At 64.0% G+C, this 22,059-nt stretch carries 19 protein-coding genes; 10 read left to right on the top strand and 9 right to left on the bottom strand.

Annotated features, from left to right (window positions below; all coding sequences use genetic code 11):
* The first annotated feature begins 54 nt into the window (after positions 1–54).
* The 5 genes from NP503_RS11470 (at position 55) to NP503_RS11450 (ending at position 4,489) form a co-directional block, all read left to right on the top strand.
* Positions 55–822 carry an SDR family NAD(P)-dependent oxidoreductase gene (locus NP503_RS11470; protein ID WP_023814196.1) on the top strand — a complete coding sequence of 256 codons (768 nt, stop codon included), beginning with the start codon at positions 55–57 and terminating at the stop codon, positions 820–822.
* Positions 819–1,772: a 2-dehydro-3-deoxygalactonokinase gene (locus tag NP503_RS11465; RefSeq protein ID WP_127266733.1), complete on the top strand. Its 954-nt coding sequence runs from the start codon at positions 819–821 to the stop codon at positions 1,770–1,772. Before NP503_RS11470 ends, NP503_RS11465 begins: the two co-directional genes overlap by 4 nt.
* Positions 1,769–2,410 carry a 2-dehydro-3-deoxy-6-phosphogalactonate aldolase gene (locus tag NP503_RS11460; RefSeq protein ID WP_127266734.1) on the top strand — a complete coding sequence of 214 codons (642 nt, stop codon included), beginning with the start codon at positions 1,769–1,771 and terminating at the stop codon, positions 2,408–2,410. The genes NP503_RS11465 and NP503_RS11460 overlap by 4 nt, the downstream gene beginning before the upstream one ends.
* On the top strand, positions 2,407–3,288 hold the full coding sequence (locus NP503_RS11455) for an SMP-30/gluconolactonase/LRE family protein (protein WP_127266735.1): 882 nt from the start codon (positions 2,407–2,409) through the stop codon (positions 3,286–3,288). The genes NP503_RS11460 and NP503_RS11455 overlap by 4 nt, the downstream gene beginning before the upstream one ends.
* Before the next feature lie 127 nt (positions 3,289–3,415).
* Positions 3,416–4,489, top strand: a complete 1,074-nt coding sequence (locus tag NP503_RS11450; RefSeq protein ID WP_127266736.1) for a D-alanine:D-lactate ligase-like protein — start codon at positions 3,416–3,418, stop codon at positions 4,487–4,489.
* A 40-nt stretch (positions 4,490–4,529) separates the two neighbouring features.
* Here the strand turns inward: NP503_RS11450 and NP503_RS11445 are convergent, their stop codons facing one another.
* The 9 genes from NP503_RS11445 to dnaK form a co-directional block, all read right to left on the bottom strand.
* Positions 4,530–4,943: a GFA family protein gene (locus tag NP503_RS11445; protein ID WP_127266737.1), complete on the bottom strand. Its 414-nt coding sequence runs from the start codon at positions 4,941–4,943 to the stop codon at positions 4,530–4,532.
* Positions 4,944–4,984: 41 nt separating this feature from the next.
* Positions 4,985–5,449: an SRPBCC family protein gene (locus NP503_RS11440; protein ID WP_127266738.1), complete on the bottom strand. Its 465-nt coding sequence runs from the start codon at positions 5,447–5,449 to the stop codon at positions 4,985–4,987.
* Positions 5,446–5,766, bottom strand: coding sequence for a helix-turn-helix transcriptional regulator (locus tag NP503_RS11435; RefSeq protein ID WP_127266739.1), 321 nt, complete (start codon positions 5,764–5,766; stop codon positions 5,446–5,448). Before NP503_RS11435 ends, NP503_RS11440 begins: the two co-directional genes overlap by 4 nt.
* A gap of 258 nt (positions 5,767–6,024) precedes the next feature.
* Positions 6,025–6,312, bottom strand: coding sequence for a DUF1330 domain-containing protein (locus NP503_RS11430; RefSeq protein ID WP_023762651.1), 288 nt, complete (start codon positions 6,310–6,312; stop codon positions 6,025–6,027).
* A gap of 32 nt (positions 6,313–6,344) precedes the next feature.
* Positions 6,345–7,058, bottom strand: a complete 714-nt coding sequence (gene pyrF / locus NP503_RS11425) for an orotidine-5'-phosphate decarboxylase (RefSeq protein WP_164748777.1) — start codon at positions 7,056–7,058, stop codon at positions 6,345–6,347.
* Entirely contained in the window at positions 7,055–7,651 is a 597-nt protein-coding gene (locus NP503_RS11420) for an NADPH-dependent FMN reductase (RefSeq protein WP_127266740.1), read from the bottom strand. The genes pyrF and NP503_RS11420 overlap by 4 nt, the downstream gene beginning before the upstream one ends.
* Before the next feature lie 288 nt (positions 7,652–7,939).
* Positions 7,940–8,545: a phospholipid N-methyltransferase PmtA gene (pmtA, locus tag NP503_RS11415; RefSeq protein ID WP_023810874.1), complete on the bottom strand. Its 606-nt coding sequence runs from the start codon at positions 8,543–8,545 to the stop codon at positions 7,940–7,942.
* Between the two features lie 167 nt (positions 8,546–8,712).
* A complete protein-coding gene (dnaJ, locus tag NP503_RS11410) occupies positions 8,713–9,843 on the bottom strand; it encodes a molecular chaperone DnaJ (protein ID WP_013528587.1) in 1,131 nt (376 codons plus the stop codon).
* Between the two features lie 213 nt (positions 9,844–10,056).
* Positions 10,057–11,973: a molecular chaperone DnaK gene (gene dnaK / locus NP503_RS11405; protein WP_023810872.1), complete on the bottom strand. Its 1,917-nt coding sequence runs from the start codon at positions 11,971–11,973 to the stop codon at positions 10,057–10,059.
* A 213-nt stretch (positions 11,974–12,186) separates the two neighbouring features.
* Here dnaK and NP503_RS11400 point away from each other — a divergent pair, with 213 nt between their 5' ends.
* From NP503_RS11400 to NP503_RS11380, 5 genes are all read left to right on the top strand, one after another.
* On the top strand, positions 12,187–14,442 hold the full coding sequence (locus NP503_RS11400) for a hypothetical protein (protein WP_164748776.1): 2,256 nt from the start codon (positions 12,187–12,189) through the stop codon (positions 14,440–14,442).
* A 10-nt stretch (positions 14,443–14,452) separates the two neighbouring features.
* Complete coding sequence (locus NP503_RS11395; RefSeq protein ID WP_127271685.1) at positions 14,453–18,298, top strand: hypothetical protein; 3,846 nt, start codon at positions 14,453–14,455, stop codon at positions 18,296–18,298.
* Between the two features lie 220 nt (positions 18,299–18,518).
* Positions 18,519–19,196, top strand: coding sequence for a ribulose-phosphate 3-epimerase (gene rpe / locus NP503_RS11390; RefSeq protein WP_127271687.1), 678 nt, complete (start codon positions 18,519–18,521; stop codon positions 19,194–19,196).
* Positions 19,197–19,597: 401 nt separating this feature from the next.
* A complete protein-coding gene (locus tag NP503_RS11385; RefSeq protein WP_127267930.1) occupies positions 19,598–20,338 on the top strand; it encodes a GntR family transcriptional regulator in 741 nt (246 codons plus the stop codon).
* A 175-nt stretch (positions 20,339–20,513) separates the two neighbouring features.
* Positions 20,514–22,028 (top strand): malonyl-CoA synthase, encoded by a 1,515-nt coding sequence (locus NP503_RS11380; protein WP_127267931.1) that lies wholly within the window; start codon positions 20,514–20,516, stop codon positions 22,026–22,028.
* Positions 22,029–22,059 lie beyond the last annotated feature (31 nt).

Below are 22,059 nucleotides of genomic sequence, written 5' to 3'. Positions count from 1 at the left end.
CCCTTTCCGAAAATCGATCCGATTTTCGGGGTCATGCGCTGGGAGACAGGAACGATGATGCCATCGGCGCATTTTGCCGACCTCGAAGGAGCCTCGGTGCTGATCACCGGCGGCGGTTCCGGAATTGGTGCTGCCCTGACCGAGGGGTTTGTGCGCCAGGGCGCCAATGTCGCCTTCATCGACATCGCCGACGGCCCAAGCACGGCCCTTGCCGACCGCATCGAGAAAGCGTTCGGCAAGCGGCCGCTCTATCTCAAGACCGACCTACGCGACGTCGAGGCCCTGCGGGCGTCCGCCGCGAAGGCCGCCGAGGCGCATGGCGATGTCACTGTGCTGGTCAACAATGCGGCCTGGGATGAACGCCACGCCGTCGAGGACGTGACGGTCGAGTTCTGGGACAACAACCAGGCTATTAATCTCAGGCCGCATTTCTTCACCGCGCAAGCGGTGGCGCCGGGCATGAAGCGGGCGGGCGGCGGCTCGATCATCAACTTCACCTCGACGTCCTATCTGATCAACCACCCCGACATGCCGTCCTACACGGCCGCCAAGGCCGGTATCCTCGGTCTGACCAAGGGGCTGGCCGGCAAGCTCGGTGTCGACGGCATCCGCGTCAATGCCATTGCGCCCGGCTGGGTGATCACCGAGCGGCAGAAGGAGCTCTGGGTGACCGAACAGGGGCTTGCCGCCCATGTCGCCAAGCAATGCATCAAGCAGGTGATGCAGCCCGACGACATCGTCGGCACCGTGCTGTTCCTGGCCTCGGACGCCTCGCGCATGCTGACAGCGCAGATGCTGGTCGTCGATGGAGGTTTCCTGTGAGCCCAGCCGGGAACGCGCCGGCGGTCGCCGCCGTCGACTGGGGCACGACCCGCATGCGGGTCTGGCTGATCGACGGGCAAGGCAAGGTGCTTGCTGAACGCCGTGGCGATGATGGCCTGATCACGGCGCAGCAGAAGGGCTTTTCGACCATCCTCGAAGGGCATCTGGCGGCGATGGGAGCACCAGCGGCGCTGCCCGTCATCATCTGCGGCATGGCCGGATCCCGCCAGGGCTGGCTGGAAGCGCCCTATGTCACCGTGCCGGCGCCGCTTAGCGCCATCCTTGCTGGTGCCGCCAGCGTGCCCGGCCAGAGCCGCGACATCCGCATCGTTCCGGGCCTTGCCCAGCGACTGACTGACGCGCCCGACGTCATGCGCGGCGAGGAAACCCAGCTTGCCGGCGCCGGCCTGCCGGCCAGGGGGCGCCAGCTGGTCTGCATGCCCGGTACCCATTCGAAATGGGTGCTGGTCGAGGACGGTACTGTCACCGGCTTCGGCACCTGGCCGACCGGCGAGCTGTTTTCGGTGCTTGCCGCGCATTCGATCCTGCGCCATTCGCTCGGCGAACATCCAAAGCCCGTCACATCGGACAATCCGTTCTTCCGCCGCTGGTGCGAAACCGCATTGAGCGATGGCGGCGATGTCACCTCGCGGCTGTTTTCCATCCGCGCCGCCGGCCTGCTGCAGGATTTGAAAGCCGACGATGCCGCAGCCTGCCTGTCCGGCCTTCTGATCGGCGGCGAGATCGCCTCCGCCAGCCGTCGGCACGGCGCCGGTGCGGAACCCGTGGTGCTGGTCGCCTCCGGTGCGCTGGGAACGCTGTACAGCGAGGCGCTCGGCCTTGCCGGACTTGAGGTCCGGGCCGTCGACGCGGACGAGGCGGTGCGTGCAGGTCTCGTCGAGGCGGCGCGCGAGAACGGCATGATCGCAAGAATTGGAGCAGCTCGATGAGCCAGACCGCACCGTTTCCAAAACTCAAGCGCGGCCTGGTTGCCATCCTTCGCGGGCTCAAGCCCACCGAGGCGATGGCCATGGGCCAGGCACTGTTCGACGCCGGCATCGAGGCGATCGAAGTGCCGCTGAACTCACCGCAACCGTTCTCGTCGATCGCCCGCATCGTCCAAGTGCTGCCGAAAACGGCGCTGGTCGGTGCCGGCACGGTGCTGACGCCGGCCGATGTCGATGGCTTGCACCAGGCCGGAGGGCGGCTGCTGGTCAGTCCCAACATCGATGCCGAAGTGATGGCGCGCGCCATGCACTACGGCATGGTGACGATGCCCGGCGTGTTCACGCCAACCGAAGCCTTCCAGGCGATCAAGCTCGGCGCCTCGGCGCTTAAATTCTTCCCGGCGAGCGTGCTGGGTGCAGGCGGCATTTCCGCGATGCGCGCGGTGTTGCCGGCGCAAACGCTGGTCGGTGCCGTCGGCGGCGTCTCCGAAAAAGATTTTGCCGGCTACAAGGCGGCCGGCGTGACCGCCTTTGGACTGGGCTCCAGCCTGTTCAAGCCGGGCATGAGCGTCGACGAGGTGGCCGCGCGTGCACATGCTGCCGTCGTGGCCTGGGATGCGGTGTTCGGAGAAGCAGGATGAGCGAAGCGATCGTTACGGTTTTTTCCGATCACGTCTGCCAGCTCGGCGAGGGGCCGAGCTACGATCCCGCCACCGATACGCTCTACTGGTTCGACATCGTCAACGGTCAGCTTCTGCAAAAGCAACTGTCCGGCGGCGCGGCCACCGTCCATGAGCTTGGCCAAATGGCGAGCGCCATCGCCGTCATCGACGACAAGCGCCAGCTTATCGCCGCCGAAACCGGCCTTTATGTCCGTGATGTCGCGACCGGCAAACTGACGCTGCACACGCCTGTCGAGGCCGACAATCCGGTCACACGCTCCAACGATTCCCGGGTCCACCCCTGCGGCGCCTTGTGGATGGGCACCATGGGCAAGGGCGAGGAAAAAGGCGCCGGTTCGATCTACTGGTTTTTCAGAGGCGAACTGCGCCGGCTGTTTTCGGACATCACCGTCTCCAATTCGATCTGTTTTACCGAGGATGGCGCAATCGCCTACTACACCGACACCTCGACCGGGCTTTTGATGCGCGTCGCCTGCGACCCGGCGACCGGCCTGCCTGCCGGTGAGCCAAAGCTGTTCGTCGATCACCGCTCGGCCAAGGGCTATATCGACGGATCCGTGCTCGACCGCGACGGCATCCTGTGGAATGCCGTCTGGGGCGGCAGCGTCATCGAAGCCTATGGACCCGACGGCAAGCTCGTCCGCACGGTCGCCATGCCGGTGACGCAGCCATCCTGCCCGGCCTTTGTCGGCGCCAAGGCTGACCGGCTGGCGGTCACCTCCGCCTGGTCGGGCAAGGATGAGAAGCAGCGTCTGCTGGATCTGCAGGGCGGCATGACCTTTCTGCTCGATATTCCCGTCAACGGCCGCTTCGAGCCGCGCGTGCTGATCGCCTGAACGAACTGGATTCTGCGGTCGGACGGTGCGTTGTCACGCAACCGCCCGCGCCGTGTCGGTTTCGCGAGAGCCTGACGCCTCGACCGTGCGATGGTAGGCAATCGCACTGCCGGGGAACGTTCATCTCATGCCGAGCCGCCAGCCAAGACTGATCCTCGTCCATGAGCCGGAGAAGGCTTGTTTCGACCGTCTGGTCGCCGACGGTCATGCACCGCAGCGCGCCGCCGAAATCGCGTCCTATCTGGCGCAGTCTACCGATCTCGCTCCTGAATTCGAGGCGCTTGAACGCGCCTGCCAGGCACGCGGCCTGTCGTTTGCGCCAGTGGCGCTGGACGACGCCGCAACGGTGCTCGCCGAGGAGCACCCCAGCACGACGCTGGTCTGGACGCTGACCGACGGCATCGCCTATTTCCGCGGCGGCGCGGCGCCCGCTCTGGCGCGATTGGGCGGTTTCAAGACGGTCGGCGCAGATGATGCGCTGTTCGCGCTCTGTCAGGACAAGTTCCGCTCCGGAGCCGTGCTCGGCGCACTCGGCATGCCGGTGCCGCAGGCCGGGCTCGCGCGCGACGGCCAATGGCTGGTCGAGCCGCCGGCCTCGCCCGCCGGCTGGTTCGTCAAGCCCAATCGGCTCGGCGCCAAGATCGGTATCTGGCCGGACTCGCGTGTGGCCGACCTCGGCCATGCGCTGGAGCTTAGCCGGCGCGTCTTTTCGGCCTATCGCGACGATGTCGTCGTCCAGCCCTATGTCGCCGGCCGCAATGTGCGCGCCAGTTTCCTCGGCCTGGTGCCTGGCGCCGGGGTCGAAGCCCTTGGCGTGGCTTTTGTCGATTCAGGCGCCGATTTCCAGACCATGGCCGACAGCCTGGCGCTCTACGGCGACACCGGGGAGGCAGCGAAAGCGGCGGGACATTACGCCGAGCCGGAACTCGTCGCGGTTGCCGACAGCCAGCCGGCCGCCGACACCAGGATTCGCGCGATCGCCGAGCGGCTGATGGGCGGGCTCGGCCTGCGCGATGTGTTTTCCATCGATCTCAGGGTCGAGGCCGACGACACCGTCCACCTCATCGAGTTCGAGGTCTGCCCCGGCCTGCCCTGCTTCGATTTCCGCGCCTATTGCCGCCAGCAATGGGGCCTCGAGCTGGCCGACGCCATGGCCAAGACAGCGGCGAGCCGGCTGATCGGCCAAGAGCATCGCGCCTGAAGGCGCGAGGGCAGATCGCGGGCCGACGGGCGGACGCGTTTCACTGCGGCATTCGCTCGACCGCCTGCAAGGACGGATCCATCTTGTCCCAGGCATGGCCGTGGCTCGTGTAGGTCACCATCTGCGGGCTGAACTGTTCCGGATCGTCGAGGCTGGCCGCGTGGACCACTATCAGCTCGGGCATGGCGACGGGTATCAGAAAGACCGGCGTTCCGCAGGTTGGACAGAAGGTGTGGATTTTTTCGTTGCCGCTGGCGCCCGCCACGCGCCAGGTGCTCACCTCCCCGGTGATGGCCATATCGGCACGCTGGCCGAAGGTCAGGTAGGATCCGTGGCCGGTGCCTGAGCGCTTCTGGCAATCGCTGCACTGGCAGTGGTTCTGGAAGATCGGCTCGTCATTGGTTTCGTAGCGGATCGCGCCGCATGCGCAGCCGCCGGTATAACGCTTGGTCATTGTCATTCTCCACGGGCCTGATTCTGCTTGAGGTCGCAACATCAGGCCGATTTCGGCTTGGCGAAAATGTCGATGCCGCTGCCGGTTTCGAGGAAGGATTTCAGGCTCGACAGCACCGCCGGCCAGCCCTGGCTGACGCCTTTCGCCATGCCGCTGCCGGCTTCGAGCTCGTCATGGCTGACGGTCAGCCGCACCATGGTGTCGTATTCCTCGATGGCGAACGTCACCCGGCTGGTTTTCGACGGATCGTCGGCCTGCGAAGCATTCGCCCAGGTGATGACAAGGCGGGTCGGCGGCGAAATCTCGACGACCTCGCCGACGAGCTCTACGGTCTGTTCGTCATTGGCGCGGATATGTTCCCATTTCGAGCCCGGCGTCCATTCGGAGACGTTCTCGTGGCCCCAGTAGCGCTTCGCGATCTCGGGCTTGATTATGGCCTCGAACACCTTCTGCGGCGTTGAGCGGATATAGGTCACGTAGACAAAGCTGGTCGTTTCCCTGGTCATCGGTCTTCTCCTTCGAGTTCTTGCTTCAGGTCGTGCAGCAGGCTGAGCCGCTGCCGTTCGAATTTCCGTACCCAGCGCTCGTAGACTTCGTGCAGCGGCACGGGATTGATGAAATGCAGCTTTTCGCGGCCGCGCTTGACCGTGCTCACCAGATTGGCCGCCTCCAGCAGGTCGAGGTGCTGGGTGGCGGATTGCCTGGCCATGTCCAGATGGTCGCAAAGCTGACTGAGCGTCTGCCCGTTCTGCTCGCACAGAAGGTCAAGCAGCCTTCTGCGTGTCGGATCGCCCAGCGCTTTGAAAATCTTGTCGGCGTCCATCTGCCTCACCTTGTTGTAGGCACAATATGCAGGTAAATACCTGCATGTCAACCGGCGATCCGACCCGCGTGAATGACCGCTCGTCGGCACGGCTCCGCACCCGGCAACTGCGCCAGGCAGATGACCGTGAAATCGCGGAGCAAAGATATGTAAAATGCGCCTGCGGGGCTTCAAACGCCGCCAGGCTTTATCCGATTTTGAGCAATGATCTCCGGCGAAAACCGGAATGACTTCTTCGGAACTATGCTTGCAAGGACATCAGGCGCCCTCGACCAGGACGATTTCGCCGTCGGCGACCTTCTGACGGATGGCGACGGCGCGCTGGTATTCCGGCGAATGGTAGCAATCATGCGCGGCGGCGAGCGATTCGAACTCTATGATGACGTTGCGTGCCCGGCCGGGGCCTTCGGCCTTTTCATGCTCGCCGCCGCGCGCCAGGAACTTCGCACCGAAGCGCTCGAAGGCAGGCTTGGCGGCGGCGACATAGTCCTTGTAGCCTTCCGCGTCGCGCACATCGACACGGGCGATCCAGTATCCCTTGGGCATTTTCTTGGTCTCCGAACTTGTTCTTGGAAATCTCAGGCCGAGCGCATCTCGTCGAGGATGGCTTCGGCCGCTTCCCGTTTGTTGTCCGCAGCAATGATCGGCCGGCCGACGACGAGGTGGCTGGCGCCGTTGCGGATCGCCTGGCCCGGCGTCACGACGCGCTTCTGGTCGCCATGGTCGCTGCCCGCCGGCCGGATGCCGGGTGTCACCACCGCCATGTCGGGTCCGACGATGCGGCGCACCGCCTCGGCCTCCGCGGCCGAGCAGACGATGCCGCCCATGCCGGCATGCAGCGCCTGTTCCGAGCGCCGCAGCACCAGCGTATGCGGGTCGTACTCGTAACCGACATCGATCATGTCCTGCTCGTCCATCGAGGTCAGCACGCTGACGGCAAGCAGGCAAAGGTCGCTGCCGCGCGCTGCTTCCACCGCCGCCGCCATCGCCTTGGGATAGGCGTGGATGGTCAGCATGGTCATGCCCATCTTGACGATGTTCTCGACGCCCTTGGCCACCGTGTGGTCGATGTCGAGCAGCTTCATGTCGAGGAAGACCTTGGTGCCGCCGCTGGTCAGTTCCCTGGCGAAATCGAGCCCGCCGGCGAAGGCAAGCTGGTAGCCGATCTTGTAGAAGGAGACGACGCCGTCGAGTTCGCGCACCGCCTGCTCGGCTTCTCTCACTGTCGGCACGTCGAGGCCGACGATCAGCCTTTCCTGCATGGATTGGGCCTGCAAGGTGCTGGCAATCATGTCTCTATCCGGGTGGACAGCATGCGCGAGGTTTCGATCAGCGTGCGGCATAGATGCTCCATCGATTTGTACAGTCTTTCGTCACGGAAATTGCCGTCCTCGTCGAAGGCGCTGCCACCCTCGGGCACCGAGCATTCCGGCGTCACCACCTCCATCTGGCAACGTACCAACACGGCGCGCAGATGGTTGATGCAGCGGATGCCGGCAAAGTGCCCGCTGGAGGACGAACAGAGGCCAACGACCTTGCCGGCAAGTGGCCTCACCGGCCGCCCGCCATCCCTGCGCACCCGGCTCACCCAGTCGATCGTGTTCTTGAGCAGCGGCGGAATGGAGCCGTTATATTCGGGCGTGGCGATCAGCAGCCCGTCATGGGCGATCACCAGACGGCCGAGTTTCTGGGCGTTTTCGGGAACGCCTTTTTCCTTTTCCAGATCCTCGTCCAGGATCGGCAAGGGATAGTCGGCAAGCGAGATGCGGGTCACCTCGGCGCCTTGCATGGCAAGTTCCTTCTGCGCCACGTCGGCCGTCCTGCCGCTATAGGCGCCGCTGCGCACCGAGCCGGCGAAGACGAGGATTTTCGGGATCACTGCCATTGGCCACCCTTGCTCCCGGACAGGTACAGCCAAGGATCGAGCAAATCAACGCCAACTTCGTCATCCCTGGGCGAAGCAGGAGCGAAGCTCCGTCGCGGAGACCCTGGGATCCATTCCGTGACCTTGACCGTAGAGTGCGGCGGAACAGAACTCTGCGCCGTGGCGTGCACTCGGAAGTCGCGGCATGGATCCTCGGGTCTGCGCTGCGTCGCTGCGCTCCTTGCTCCGCCCGTGGATGACGAAGTCATAGAGTTTGCGCGAGTCGCCGAGCGGTTCCGCTCCGAGAAACTAATGCGCTTCGCGGCGGTAGATCCACAGCTGGGTCGGCGGGATGTTGCGAAGGATGAAATCGAAATGCTTGACCGTATAATTGCCACGGCCGGCCGGGATCGGCGACATCGGGCCGTAGGTCAGCTGCACGATCGGCCGTCCGGCCGGGATGCGGTCGAGCAGGCTCTCGATATAGGCAATGCGCTGGGCGACCGGGAAGTTGAGCAGCGGCACGCCGGAAACGACGGAATCGAAGATCATCCCGCTCTTGTCGCCAAGCGTGGCGTTGAGATTGAAGGCATCGCCCTCGATGACGTTGACGCCGGGATAGAGCCGCCGCAGATGACGGACGAAATCCGCGGAATACTCGACCGCGTAGAGGTTTTCGGGCCGCACGCCCTGAGCGAGGATGGCGCGGGTGATCACGCCGGTACCGGGGCCGACCTCAAGCACCGGCAGGCCGGATTTAGGATTGACGATCGAGGCCATTTTGCGCGCGGTGACCGAACTGGTGGGCACGATCGAACCAACCGCCTTCGGCTTGTCGATCCAGCCCTTGAAGAATTTGAGTTCGTCGTCGAACTTTTCGACAAGCGCCTTCCGCAGTCCAGGGCCACGTGTCATGCAAGCTCTCCTCAGCGCTTCCCGCAAAGTTACTTAGCACCTGAGCGGTGCTAGGCAAGGCGCGGCCGGACGCATGTCGTGGATAAGATAATTTTCGTCGCGTCTCAAGGGGTGACGCGATTCAAGGATTTACGCGTTGCAAATCGGCTTAGGCTGGCCAAAGTGCATCAACGTTCGCCAAAGGACTCGAAAAAATCCTTCATGCGGGCAAAAAAGCCGCTCGATTGGGGCGAATTGTCCTGCGAGGAGAGCTGTTCGAACTCCTCCAGCAGCTCACGCTGGCGGCGGGTCAGGTTCTGCGGCGTCTCGACCGCGGTCTGGATGTAGAGGTCGCCGACATTGGGCTGACGCAGCACAGGCATGCCCTTGCCCTTGAGACGGAACTGGCGCCCGTTCTGCGTGCCCTCGGTCACCTTGACCTTTGTCTGCGTGCCGTCCAGCGTCGTCACCTCGAAGGAGCCGCCAAGGGCTGCCGTCGTCATCGAGATCGGCACCTTGCAATACAGGTCGGCGCCGTCGCGTTGGAAGAACTCGTGCGGTTTGACCGCCAGGAAAATATAGAGGTCGCCCGATGGCCCGCCGCGCAGGCCGGCTTCGCCCTCATTGGCAAGGCGGATGCGGGTGCCGTCCTCGATGCCGGCCGGGATGTTGACCGACAGCGAACGCTCCTCGGTGACGCGGCCCTGGCCGGCGCATTTCGGGCACGGATCCTTGATTGTCTGGCCGCGGCCCTGGCATTGCGGGCAGGTCCGTTCGATCGAGAAGAAACCTTGCGTGGCGCGCACCTTGCCGTGGCCGTTGCACATCGAGCAGGTGACGGGCTGGGTGCCGGGCTTGGCGCCGCTGCCCGAACATTCAGAGCAGGAGATCGACGCCGGCACCCGGATCTGCGCGGTCTTGCCGGCAAAAGCCTCTTCCAGGGTGATTTCCATGTTGTAGCGCAGGTCGGCGCCGCGTTCGCGGCCGCCCGACGAACGGCGCTGGCGCCCGCCCATCATGTCGCCGAAAATGTCCTCGAAGATATCGGCGAAACCGCCGGCGCCAAAACCTTGCGCGCCGCCATTCATGCCGCCCTGTTCGAAGGCGGCGTGGCCAAAGCGGTCGTAGGCCGCGCGCTTCTGCGGGTCTTTCAGCGTCTCGTAGGCTTCGTTGATTTCCTTGAACTTGTGCTCGCAGGAATGATCGCCGGGGTTGCGGTCGGGATGGAACTGCATGGCGAGCTTGCGGAAAGCGCTCTTGAGCTCCTTCTCGTCGGCGCCTTTTTGGACGCCCAGCGTCTCGTAGAAATCAGCTTTCATTTTTTCCCGCTGTCCGGATGCTCAACGTCTTGAAGCATTGTTGCGTCTCTTTGCCGGCACTGACGCTTCGATTTAGGTGCGATGGAAGGGGGATGCCAGTGTCGACGCGGCTTTGCCTGCATTTTTTCAGCAAGGCCCGCTGTTTTTCTGCAAGGGGTTGCAAAAAAGCCCGGCCTTCGCCGGGCTTTTCGCTTTACCTTGCCGTCAAACGGTTCAGGCCGACTTCTTCTTGTCGTCATCCTCGTCGATTTCCTCGAAATCGGCGTCGACAACGTCACTGTCCTTGGCGGCGTCCGCCTTGGCGTCGGCTTCCGCCGCTTCCTTCTGCGAAGCCTCGTACATGGCCTGGCCAAGCTTCATCGAAGCCTCGGCAAGCGCCTGGCTCTTGGCTTCGATGTCGGCCGGGTCGTCGCCTTCGGTCGCGGTCTTCAGCGCCGCGATCGCGTCGGAGATCGCCGTGCGCTCGCCTTCCGAAACCTTGTCGCCATATTCCTTCAGTGACTTCTCCGAGGAATGCAGCAGCGCTTCGGCCTGGTTGCGGGCCTCGACCAGCGCCCGCCGCTTCTTGTCGGTCTCGGCGTTGGCCTCGGCGTCCTTGACCATCTTCTCGATGTCGGCGTCCGAAAGACCGCCCGATGCCTGGATGCGGATCTGGTGTTCCTTGCCGGTGCCCTTGTCCTTGGCCGAAACGTTGACGATGCCGTTGGCGTCGATGTCGAAGGTGACCTCGATCTGCGGCACGCCGCGCGGCGCCGGCGGGATGCCGACCAGGTCGAACTGGCCGAGCGCCTTGTTGTCGGCGGCCATTTCGCGCTCACCCTGGAAGACCCGGATGGTCACGGCCGACTGTGAGTCCTCGGCCGTCGAGAACACCTGGCTCTTCTTGGTCGGGATCGTCGTGTTGCGTTCGATCAGGCGGGTGAACACGCCACCCAGCGTCTCGATGCCGAGCGACAGCGGCGTCACGTCGAGCAACAGCACGTCCTTGACGTCGCCCTGCAGCACGCCGGCCTGGATGGCGGCGCCGAGAGCAACGACTTCATCCGGATTGACGCCCTTGTGCGGCTCCTTGCCGAAGAACTGCTTCACGATCTCCTGGATCTTGGGCATGCGGGTCATGCCGCCGACCAGGACGACTTCGTCGATCTCGCCGGCCTTCAGGCCGGCATCCTTCAATGCCGCCTTGCAAGGGGCAATCGTGCGCTGGACCAGGTCGTCGACCAGCTGCTCGAACTTGGCGCGCGTCAGCTTCAGCGTCAGGTGCTTCGGCCCGGTCGCGTCGGCGGTGATGAAGGGCAGGTTGATTTCGGTCTGGGTGGTCGACGACAGCTCGATCTTGGCCTTTTCAGCCGCCTCCTTGAGGCGCTGCAGGGCAAGCTTGTCGTTCTTCAGGTCGATGCCCTGTTCCTTCTTGAACTCGGCCGCCAGATATTCGACCAGGCGCATGTCGAAATCCTCGCCGCCGAGGAAGGTGTCGCCATTGGTCGACTTGACCTCGAACACGCCGTCGCCGATTTCGAGCACCGAAATGTCGAACGTGCCGCCGCCAAGGTCATAGACGGCAATGGTCTTGCCTTCCTTCTTGTCGAGGCCATAGGCAAGCGCTGCCGCGGTCGGCTCGTTGATGATGCGCAGCACTTCAAGGCCGGCGATCTTGCCGGCATCCTTGGTCGCCTGGCGCTGGGCGTCGTTGAAATAGGCTGGAACGGTGATGACCGCTTTCTCGACCTTTTCCCCGAGATAGGCTTCCGCCGTCTCCTTCATCTTCTGCAGGATCATGGCCGAAATCTGCGAGGGCGACTGCTTCCTGCCGCCGGCTTCGACCCAGGCATCGCCATTGTCGCCCTTGACGATCTTGTAGGGGACAAGCTTCTTGTCCTTCTCCGTCACCGGATCGTCATAGCGGCGGCCGATCAGGCGCTTGACCGCGAAGATGGTGTTTTCAGGATTGGTGACCGCCTGGCGCTTGGCCGGCTGGCCGACCAGACGTTCGTCGTCGCCCGAAATGGCGACGATGGAAGGCGTCGTGCGCGCGCCTTCCGCATTCTCGATCACCTTGGGCTCCTTGCCATCCATGATGGCGATACACGAGTTGGTGGTGCCGAGATCGATACCGATTACTTTTGCCATTTTTCTAGTCTCTCCGCTAAGCAGGCTATCAGGACCCGTACAGGCGTTCCGACGAAAGCCCCTGTTCACAAGAAATCCCGTTCCGGCAACCGGCATTCCGGCGCCGAACGGCTTGGCGCGTATATAAGAACAGGCGGCATCGCGCGCAAGCATTCTGCGCAAGGCTTCCATGAACCTTTCCACCTCCGCCTGCGACTGATCTCCAGGTGCCGCATGGTGCGGCCCGGAAAGGAAGCCCCCATGACCAATAACCCAGAGACTCCCAGGTCTCCGGGAACAACAGGAGCTCGGCGCGACCACCGCCTTCGGGACGAGGTCGATGCGCTGGGCTTTCTGTTGATTCCGTTGACCCTGCGTAAGAGCAGGCGTATCGTCATCTTGAGGAAAGCAGACAATTCGATCAGGGAAGAACGAGCCGGACCGCCGCGCCTTGCCCTGATTTGCGCGGCCAGACCCGACGTTCTCCCGTCGACTACGGGGGGTAGTGTCATGTCTCGCATCCGCGGCTCGTTTGTGTCGTCTCTTGCTGGCGGCTTGCGCCGCGCTGTGCATCCAGGCGGGTTGCTGGCACTCGGCCTGTGGCTGGGCGCCGCGCAGGCGCAGGAAACCCGGATCATCTATCCCGGTTCGATGGCGGTGACCGGATTTTCCGGCACCATCATTCCCAATTTCGACCCCCCTGATTCCGAAAAAGAGGGACTGCCGCCCGGCGTCGATCCGGTCGACGAAACCTTCATCGACACCACGCGCGCCACCTTGCGCGTCTTCGACGTCTCGCAACTGGGCGGACCAGCCACCGGCCAGCTCGTCAACACGCCACCGCCCTTCGAGGTGACGGCGGAGCAGGTCGGCCAGGTGTTCGGCGTCACCTACGATGACGGCGTGCGCGACGGCGTTCCGACGGGCATTCCCAATCTCTATGCCGGCGCCACCTCGCTGCACGGCATCCGTATCGTCACCCCGGACGCCGACGATGACGGCCGCCCCGAGCGGCAGCGCCGCGGCGCTGCCGGCGCCATCTTCATGGATGGCCAGTTCGGCACCGAAAACGGCGGCGGGCCGGGCACCGTCTGGAAGATCGACGGCATCACCGGCCAGGTCTCCAAATTCGCCGACATCGACACCAACAGCGGTCCCGGCATCGGCAATCTCACATTCGACGCCACTCATCGCGAGTTCTTCGCGTCCGATCTCGATACCGGCCTGATCCATCGCATCGATGCCGAAGGCAGGCTGATCGACAGCTTCGATCACGGCGTTGCCGGCCGTCCCGCGCATGGGCTTGCTCCAGTCGCCGACGACGGTTCGGTGATGGACATAAAGGGAGCGACCTTCGACAGCGAAGACCCCGACAGCTGGGGCTACACGCAGGACGAGCGCCGCGTCTGGGGCGTCTCCTACCATGGCGGCCGGCTCTACTACTCGGTCGGCGAAAAGTCGGAAATCTGGTCGGTGGGCATCGCCCGCGACGGCAGTTTTGTCGGCGACCCGCGCTGGGAACTGACGGTCAAGGCCGACAAGGACTACGCCGTCACCGACATCGCCTTCGACAATAGCGGCTTCATGTACCTGGCCCAGCGCGGCCCAGTCGAGAACCGCTACGATTACAGCCAATTCGCCGATTCCGGCAAAGGCGAGGTCATCCGCTACTTCCGAGAGAACCCGGACGATCCGGAGACGGAATCGGTCTGGGTCGAAGTGCCGCAGGAATATGCGGTCGGTTTCCCGCAGGGCAACCGGCAGGCCGCCGGCGGTCTCGACCTGCAATATGGTTATGATTCCGACGGCAATCTCGACACATCGGTCTGCACGCAGACGCTGGTCAAGTCAGGCGACAAGCTGCGCGACAATCCTTCACTCGCCGAACAGCTCGCCGCCGGCGGGCCGCTGGCCGTGCATGGCGTCCAGATCACGCCGAAAGAGCTGGTCAAGCCGGCCAACGTGCCGCCCTTCGGCTCCTGGTTCGTCGACTTCGACGGTTATTTCGAAGATCCGGAGGTCGAGGGCCATGTCGGCGACGTTGCCGTCTGGCATCCTTGCGAGGGCCGCGCCGGCTATTACGAGGAAATCCCGGGCGGCTACCTGCCCCCCTTCTACCCGCCGGATTTCCCACCACCCGGCAACCTGCCTCCGTGCATCGATGTCGAGGATATCAGGTATTACTGTACGCCTCGCGGCCTCCAGGCCGATCTCTATCTCCATGACCACGCCGGCTTCGGCGGCGATTCGATCAAGGCCCAACCTTCGAATGAGACAAAGTCCAGGACGCCAGGCGTCGGGGTGACATCATCCCAGTCGCATGCGCCCGGCAAGCCTTACACGGTCGACATCACCGGCCACTATCCGGGCGACAGAGTGGATGTTGGACTTTGCTTCTACAGGAAGTCCGACAAGGACAAGGGTGGCTACTACCCTTGCTGCAAGATGATCTTGCCGCTCCGAACCCCAGCCGTCAGCTGCGAACGTTGAGGAGGGGAAGATGAAAAATCTCGCACTCTCCCCGCTCACGACGAGCTCGCAATCCACAGTCATGGAGACGATCATGAAACCCCTGTCATACGCCAGGCGCGGCGCGCGCTGGCTGATGGCGGCCGGTATCGCGGTCGCCATGTTCACCCCTGTGGCAAGCCACGCGGAAGACGCCGCCCCGATCACCCCGGAACTGAGGCTCGATCTCGACAATTCGAAGATCGTCAATCCGAGGCCGGAGCGGGCGGTGCCCTTCTTCACCAAGAAAGGCACCCAGCGGAGCTGCGACTATGTCGTCTACTCCCTGAGCTTTGGCCTGCGCGGCGATGCGCAAGCCTTCGCCGACCTGACAGCCTTGCTGAAAACGCTCAAGATCGAGTTCAAGGACCAGCTTCCACACGGCCTTTCGATCGTCAGCGCGAATGTGTCGGGCGACGGCACGGACGCTTCGGGCGGACCATTGCCCGGCGTTTCGATCAGCACCTCGGCCGGTCCGAACGACACGGCAACGGTGTCCAATTTCCGGCTCTCCGCCGCTGATCTCGACGGCGCCGGTGCCGCCAATGAACGCGTCATCAACTTCCAGATCACGGCCAAGATCGACCATGCGGCGTTTCCTTCGCCGACCGTGATCGACAACCAGGGTGTGATCAAGGTCAGCAACGGAGCCGGCCCCGGGACCATCATCCCGTCGCAGGATCCGGGCAAGCCCGACGATGGCAACTACAAGACCGGGGCCAAGACCTCGATCAAGATCGACCTCACCAACTGTGATAAGCGGCCACCGCCTCCCGACCGGGAATGCTTCAAGGTGGAACGCGGCACGGTGGACTGCGTGCCCGGCGGCGGCGCCTTCATCTACCACATGCCGGTCGGCCCGGAGATGGGCGGCAAGTGGGTGCAGGTGTCGACGACCACATCAGGCGTCACCATCATCCCCGACACCCAGTTGGTGCCGGCGGGCGGCGGTGTGCTCAACTGGAAGATCGTCGGCGCATCGCCCGGCGACGTCATCCACCTCATCGTCACCGGCATCGAAACCTATGCCGGTCCGAAGGAAGGCTGGGGCCTTTGCTGCACGCAGACGATCGACATCGTCATCCCGCGTGACCAGAGGTGCCCGCCCAAGGACAAGGAGCCGGACCTCAAGGTCGAGAAACGCGCCGACGTGACGCGTTGCACGATGGGTGGCGGCTGCGACTTCACCATCAGGGTCACCAATGTCGGCACCGGTGCCTACCACGGCAAGATCGTGCTCGACGAGGTGACGCTGCCGGCCGGATCGACGCTCGATTCAGGACCCAATCCGCCCTGGGTCTGCATACCCGGCGCCACCCCGATGATTTGCACCTACCCAGTAACCACGCTCAATCCGGGGGCCTCCGTCAACCTCAAGCTCGGCTTCAAGCCGGCCGGAGGCTGGCAAGGCAGCGTCTTGCGTAACTGCGCCACCTATAATTACGGCGCCAGCGGCAAGCCGCTGTTCGGCAGCCAGTCGAACGATCGCGGCTGCGCCTCGATCCCGATCTGCCGGCGTGGCGATCGTGACCGCGACTGCCGGCCGCCGGTCGAGAAGAAGGTCGACCTGATCCTGAAGAAGCGTGCCCGCGTCCCGGTCTGCACGGCCGACGGCATCTGCCACTTCGTGATCGACATCATCAACAACGGCACATCGACTTATAACGGGCCGCTGACGGTGATCGACAGCTACCCGGCCGGCGCGCCGGCCTCCTCGACCTTCGGCCCAAGCCCGCCATGGACCTGCGTACCGACAGGTCCCGGCCTGTTCCGCTGCGACCATGCGGGGATCTCGCTGCCTCCGGGCGGCTCGACGCCGATCGTCGTCAAGGCGGTCATGCCGGCCGGCTATCAGTCGGACATTGTCGAGAATTGCGCGACGGTGAAGCCCATCCCCGGCGAAAACGACCTCACCAACAACAAGGCCTGCGCCAAGGAACGCTTCCGCCATCCCAATGGCGGCAAGCCGACCCTGCGCATCACCAAGGTCTGCAACGGCTCGCTCGCCGGTGCCGCGCTGATCTCTTGCCGCATCACCGTCATCAGCCTTGGCACCGCTGCCCCCACCGGTCCGGTGCGGGTCAACGATGCCGCCACGCTGGTGGCCGGCGGCGCGCCTGTCCAGATCCAGACCGTCACCCCTGACGGTGCGGAATGGGCGTGCGGACCGGTTCCGGCCAACGCGCTGTCGTGCCAGATTCCCGGTGCCGTCATGACACCTGGAACCAGCCGCCACTTCGACGTGACGGTTTCGGCCAATGGCGCGTTCGAAAACTGCGCGCGCGGCTCCTATGGGCCGGCGCCGGGCGACGACGTCGTCTATCCCTTTGGCCAGGCCTGCGCCAAGGGAGGCGGCGCCTCGACCATCCGTGTCGAAAAGACCGGCGACCGCGAATGCAGGCTCGGCCAACCCTGCTCGTTCGAGATCACCGTCACCAATGACGGAGCGACCGCCTTCTCCGGGCCGGTCCGCATTGGCGATGCGATCGGCGTGGAGGGTCTCGGCAGGCTGGAAGGCGTTGAGATCACGTCGATCGATCCGCCCTTCGGCTGCTCGCCGGAACCGGCAACCTTGCCTGCGTCCTGCATTGCCAATTTGTCGCTCGGCGCCGGCGAAAGCCGGGTGCATCATGTCACCGTGGTCATTCCCGACGACGGTCGTCTGGCCAATCTGCAGGGCAATGTCAGCGGCCAGAACTGCGTCGGCGTGCTCTCTCCCGACACACGGGTGCAAGGCGGTGGCGACGTGCTTGGCGGCGATCAGGCCAATGTGCAGGGCGATCGCGGCAAGGCCTATGCCTGCCATCCCTTCACCATCAGCCAGGAGACGAAGAAGGAATGCTCGCAAGGCTTCGTCATGAACGATGCCGGCCGCTGCGTTTGCCCGGAAGGCACCACCTATCGCAACGGCCAGTGCTCGCCGGGCGGCGGTATCGTGCCGAAGCCGGAGCAACCGAAGCGCTGCGTGCTGCTCGAAGGCCAGATCCGCACCGAGGACGGACGTTGCGTCTGCCCACGCGGAACCGGGCTTGAGAACGGCAGATGTGTCAGGACCGACAAGCCCGAACAGTGCACCGTCCGTGGCCAGGTCCACAATGCCGATGGCGATTGTGTCTGCCCCAGGGGGACCGAAATCCGGGGCAATGCCTGCCGCCCGATCCAGCCGAAGCCTGAGCAGTGCACCATCCGTGGCCAGGTCCACGATGCCGATGGCGATTGTGTCTGCCCGAGAGGGACCGAGGTGCGCAATGGCGCCTGCCGTCCGATGCGGCCAAAGCCCGAGCAGTGCACGATCCGTGGTCAGGTTCACGACGCCGACGGCGATTGTGTCTGCCCAAGGGGTACCGAGGTCAGAAACGGAGCCTGCCGCCCGATTCGGCCGAAGCCTGAGCAATGCACGATCCGTGGCCAGGTCCATGACGCAAAGGGCAATTGTGTCTGCCCGAGGGGTACCGAGGTGCGGGGCAATGCGTGCCGGCGCAAGCAACCGACGCAGGAGCAATGCGACATACGCGGCCAGGTCCACAACAAGCGTGGCGAGTGTGTCTGTCCGCGTGGGACGCAGGTGATCAACGGCGCATGCCGCAAGCCCAGGCAAGAGGTGGAATGCGCACCGGGCTCGCAGATGATCAACGGCCAGTGCCAGCCGATCATCAGGCGGCGCTGCCCGGAAGGTACGATCGGACGCTATCCGAACTGCCGGCCGCTCCGCGGGCAACCGTCGCTGGAGCTCAACCCCGGCCTGCTGCTGCAGCAGGTACTGCCACGGCGCAGGCCGCAGGTCGAACAGCAGCAGGATCCGGTTCCAGACAGAATCCTGAAACTCCAGCAGCAATAACGATCTGCTCGACGCCAGACCAGAAACCCGCCGGAGCAATCCGGCGGGTTTTCTTATGGCTCCGAGGCAAGCGGAAATTGGCTGCGACAGGATCGCGGACGCCGCAACGCCACCTCCGGCCGTGCAGCCGCCGCGCCCGTGCCCTCGACAAGTCGGCCGGAGCGCATTAGGCAGTCGATAGAGTGGCCGAACGTGAAGGGCACTCGGAAAGGCCGCATCCATGAGCAGAAAGACCCTGATTGCACCGTCGGTGCTGGCGTCGGATTTTTCCAAACTCGGCGATGAGGTCGAAGCGGTGGCGGCGGCCGGCGCCGACTGGATCCATCTCGATGTGATGGACGGGCATTTCGTGCCCAACATCACCTTTGGCCCGCCGGTGATCAAGGCGATCCGCAACCGCACCGAGGCCTTCTTCGACTGCCATCTGATGATTGCCCCGGCCGACCCCTATCTGGCCGCTTTCGCCGAGGCCGGCTGCGACGGTTTGACCGTCCATGCCGAAGCCGGCCCGCATCTTGACCGCTCGCTGCAGACCATCAGGAACCTCGGCAAGAAGGCCGGTGTGTCGCTCAATCCGGCGACGCCGGAAAGCGTGGTCGAATATGTGCTCGACCGGCTCGACCTGATCCTGATCATGACCGTCAATCCGGGCTTCGGCGGCCAGGCCTTCATCCCGGCGATCGTCGACAAGGTGAAGCGGGTCAAGGCCCTCATCGGCGGCCGGCCGATCCGCATCGAGATCGACGGCGGTGTTTCAGCCGAAACCGCGCCGCTGGTCACCGCTGCCGGCGCCGACGTGCTGGTGGCGGGCGCCGCCATCTTCAAAGGCGGCAGCGTCGAGGCTTACCGTCAGAATATCCAGGCGATCAGGACGGCAGCCGACCACGCAGCCGGCTAACCAGCGCTTTTCCCGCGTTCAGCCCGGCATGCCGGCTAAGGTTCTGGTACCGGCCGAGGCTTGTGATGGTCTGATGCGCAACGGTATCGGATCTGGAGCGGCTGCCTGATTCGGCCTCAAGGGTCCTCACAGCAGACAGTTGATCCCGCGCGCATACAAAAGAACAGAAAGAACAGATTCTCTTGCGTGCATACAAAACATGTTAAGTTCCCGCAGGTTGTGAAAATGCGCGGAATTACAGCATTGAGCTCCAGATGCCGCATATTCCTTCGTGCTAAAGTACAATAACGTGATCTTGTGCTTGAGCAGGCGAATGCTCGCACTGTATGGTACAAGTACGAGAAGGCGAATGCTTTCGGACTCGAATCGCCCAGGACAAGTCTTGGGGACAAGGAGTCGCTATGACATACGGAGCTGCCAATCTGAACGACGACGCTGCGGGACCGAAGAGTACGCTTGCCAGTACGGTCTATCAGCAATTGCGGGACGATCTTCTCGGGGGTGTTCTTGAGGCCGAGAGCAAGCTGCGGGTGGAATGGGTGGTCTCCAAATATGGAGCCGGCGCCTCGCCTGTCCGCGAAGCTCTCAATCGCCTCGCCTCGGAAGGACTTCTCGGCCGGCACGACCAGCGCGGCTTCTTCATCATGCCGGTCAGTGCGTCGGAACTCGAGGAGCTGACGCGCACCCGCTGCTGGCTCGAGGAGCGGGCGCTTCGCGAATCCATCGCCCACCGCACCGCCGAATGGGAAGAACAGCTCGTGCTGGCGCTGCATCGCCTGGGACGCGCGTCACGTCTGTCTCCGCAGGCTCTCTTTTCGCTCAATCCCGATTGGGAGAGGCTGCATCGTATCTTCCACAGGGTGTTGATTTCGGCCTGCCGGTCGCAATGGCTGGTGGGGTTTTGCGACCAGCTCTCCGATCACGCCTATCGCTACCGGCAAATGGCCAATGATGGCGAGGGCGTCCAGCGCGACGATTTCGGCGAGCATCGCCTGATCGCCGAATGTGCCCTGGACGGCAATGCCGACGGTGCCGTCGAGGCACTGCTCAACCATTACCAGTTGACTGCCGCCATGTGCATGAAGCGCTTCGAGCAGGACGACGAAACGAAGGAACTCGCCGGCAAACGCGCTCGGCGATAACAGCCGATTCCCGGCGGGCTCTTGCGCTCGTTTCTTGCTCGCACTCTGCGTCGGCGAGGCTGGCGTGAACCGCTGTCGGCGGGCTTGACGGCGCGGCCAAGAACCGCGAACCCTCGCCGCCGAGGCATGCCGCGACAGGCGCATGCTCAGCGCCGCCGCACCCAGGGATGTCTTCATGAGCAATCATCTGTTCGATGCGTTCCGGTCCCGGATGCCGGCGCCAGCGCGCTTGCTGATGGAAACCGATGATGGGCGCTCGCTCACCTATGGCGATATGCTGGCCCGCTCGGCGCAGCTTGCGCATGCGCTCCTGCAACTCGATGTCGAACCCGGTGACCGCGTTGCCGTGCAGGTCGAGAAGAGCCCGGAAGCGGTCCTGCTCTATCTCGCCTGCCTGCGAGCCGGCGCCGTCTTCCTGCCGCTCAACACCGCCTACACATTGGCCGAGCTGGAGTATTTCTTCGGCGACGCAGAGCCACGCCTGGTCGTCTGCGATCCGGCAAGAGCGGCCGACGTCGGCGCGCTGGCGAAAAAGTCGGGCGCCGTCACCGTCACGCTCGGCCGCGACGGCCGGGGATCGCTGCCCGATCGAGCCTCGCGGCTGCCGATGGATTTTCATGACGTAGCGCGTGGGCCGGATGACCTCGCGGCGATCCTCTACACGTCGGGAACCACCGGCCGTTCGAAAGGCGCCATGCTCAGCCACGAGAACCTTGCTTCGAACGCGCGCGTGCTGGTCGAGCACTGGCGTTTCACTGGAGACGACGTGCTGATCCACGCATTGCCGATCTTCCACACGCACGGCCTGTTCGTCGCCACCAATGTCGTCCTGATGGCCGGCGCCTCGATGCTGTTCGAGCAGAAGTTCGATCCGGCCCGCATCGTCTCGCTGCTGCCGCGCGCCACCGCCCTGATGGGGGTGCCGACCTTCTACGTGCGCCTGCTGCAGCAGGATGGGCTGGACCATGAGGCGGCAAAAAACATCCGTGTGTTCATTTCCGGGTCGGCGCCGCTGCTGGCCGAGACGCATAAGGCCTGGCGCGAGCGCACCGGCCACGCGATCCTCGAACGCTACGGCATGACCGAGACCAACATGAACACCTCGAACCCCTATGAGGGCGAGCGGCGCGCCGGTACCGTCGGTTTCCCCTTGCCCGGGGTCACGCTCCGCATCGCCGATCCCGACAGCGGCGCAGCGCTTGCGCAGGGTGAGGTCGGCATGATCGAGGTCAAAGGCCCCAACGTCTTCGGCGGCTATTGGCGCATGCCGGAGAAGACCAAGGCGGAATTCCGCGCCGACGGTTTTTTCATCACCGGCGATCTCGGCATGATCGACGCCGACGGCTACGTCCACATTGTCGGCCGCGGCAAGGACCTGATCATATCGGGCGGCTACAACATCTATCCGAAGGAACTTGAAAGCGAGATCGACGCGCTCGACGGGGTTAGCGAAAGCGCCGTCATCGGCGTTGCCCATCCGGATTTCGGCGAAGGCGTCACCGCTGTCGTCGTGCGGGCGCCGTCATCGCGGATCACCGATGCCGAAATTCTCGCCGCTATCGCCGGGCGGGTGGCGAAATACAAGCATCCGAAGCGGGTGATCTTCGTCGATGAACTGCCGCGCAACACCATGGGCAAGGTACAGAAGAACCTGCTGCGCGACACCTACAAGGACATATACGCATCATAGTTGTGCGGCGCCTGGGGCAGGGGCGCCTTAC

The sequence above is a fragment of the Mesorhizobium sp. SEMIA396 genome, assembly GCF_024518615.1.
GTDB lineage: Bacteria > Pseudomonadota > Alphaproteobacteria > Rhizobiales > Rhizobiaceae > Mesorhizobium.
The sequence above is the reverse complement of the archived record's forward strand: the minus strand, read 5'-3'. Positions and strand labels throughout refer to the sequence as shown.

Coding starts and splice junctions, on each gene's coding strand:
- NP503_RS11440 (WP_127266738.1), bottom strand. CDS start 5,449: ATGACCAGGGAAACGACCAGCTTTGTCTACGTGACCTATATCCGCTCA.
- dnaJ (WP_013528587.1), bottom strand. CDS start 9,843: ATGAAAGCTGATTTCTACGAGACGCTGGGCGTCCAAAAAGGCGCCGAC.
- rpe (WP_127271687.1), top strand. CDS start 18,519: ATGAGCAGAAAGACCCTGATTGCACCGTCGGTGCTGGCGTCGGATTTT.
- dnaK (WP_023810872.1), bottom strand. CDS start 11,973: ATGGCAAAAGTAATCGGTATCGATCTCGGCACCACCAACTCGTGTATC.
- NP503_RS11385 (WP_127267930.1), top strand. CDS start 19,598: ATGACATACGGAGCTGCCAATCTGAACGACGACGCTGCGGGACCGAAG.
- pyrF (WP_164748777.1), bottom strand. CDS start 7,058: ATGATTGCCAGCACCTTGCAGGCCCAATCCATGCAGGAAAGGCTGATC.
- NP503_RS11395 (WP_127271685.1), top strand. CDS start 14,453: ATGAAAAATCTCGCACTCTCCCCGCTCACGACGAGCTCGCAATCCACA.
- NP503_RS11455 (WP_127266735.1), top strand. CDS start 2,407: ATGAGCGAAGCGATCGTTACGGTTTTTTCCGATCACGTCTGCCAGCTC.
- NP503_RS11380 (WP_127267931.1), top strand. CDS start 20,514: ATGAGCAATCATCTGTTCGATGCGTTCCGGTCCCGGATGCCGGCGCCA.
- NP503_RS11450 (WP_127266736.1), top strand. CDS start 3,416: ATGCCGAGCCGCCAGCCAAGACTGATCCTCGTCCATGAGCCGGAGAAG.
- NP503_RS11435 (WP_127266739.1), bottom strand. CDS start 5,766: ATGGACGCCGACAAGATTTTCAAAGCGCTGGGCGATCCGACACGCAGA.
- NP503_RS11420 (WP_127266740.1), bottom strand. CDS start 7,651: ATGGCAGTGATCCCGAAAATCCTCGTCTTCGCCGGCTCGGTGCGCAGC.
- NP503_RS11400 (WP_164748776.1), top strand. CDS start 12,187: ATGGTGCGGCCCGGAAAGGAAGCCCCCATGACCAATAACCCAGAGACT.
- NP503_RS11470 (WP_023814196.1), top strand. CDS start 55: ATGATGCCATCGGCGCATTTTGCCGACCTCGAAGGAGCCTCGGTGCTG.
- NP503_RS11430 (WP_023762651.1), bottom strand. CDS start 6,312: ATGCCCAAGGGATACTGGATCGCCCGTGTCGATGTGCGCGACGCGGAA.
- NP503_RS11460 (WP_127266734.1), top strand. CDS start 1,769: ATGAGCCAGACCGCACCGTTTCCAAAACTCAAGCGCGGCCTGGTTGCC.
- pmtA (WP_023810874.1), bottom strand. CDS start 8,545: ATGACACGTGGCCCTGGACTGCGGAAGGCGCTTGTCGAAAAGTTCGAC.
- NP503_RS11445 (WP_127266737.1), bottom strand. CDS start 4,943: ATGACCAAGCGTTATACCGGCGGCTGCGCATGCGGCGCGATCCGCTAC.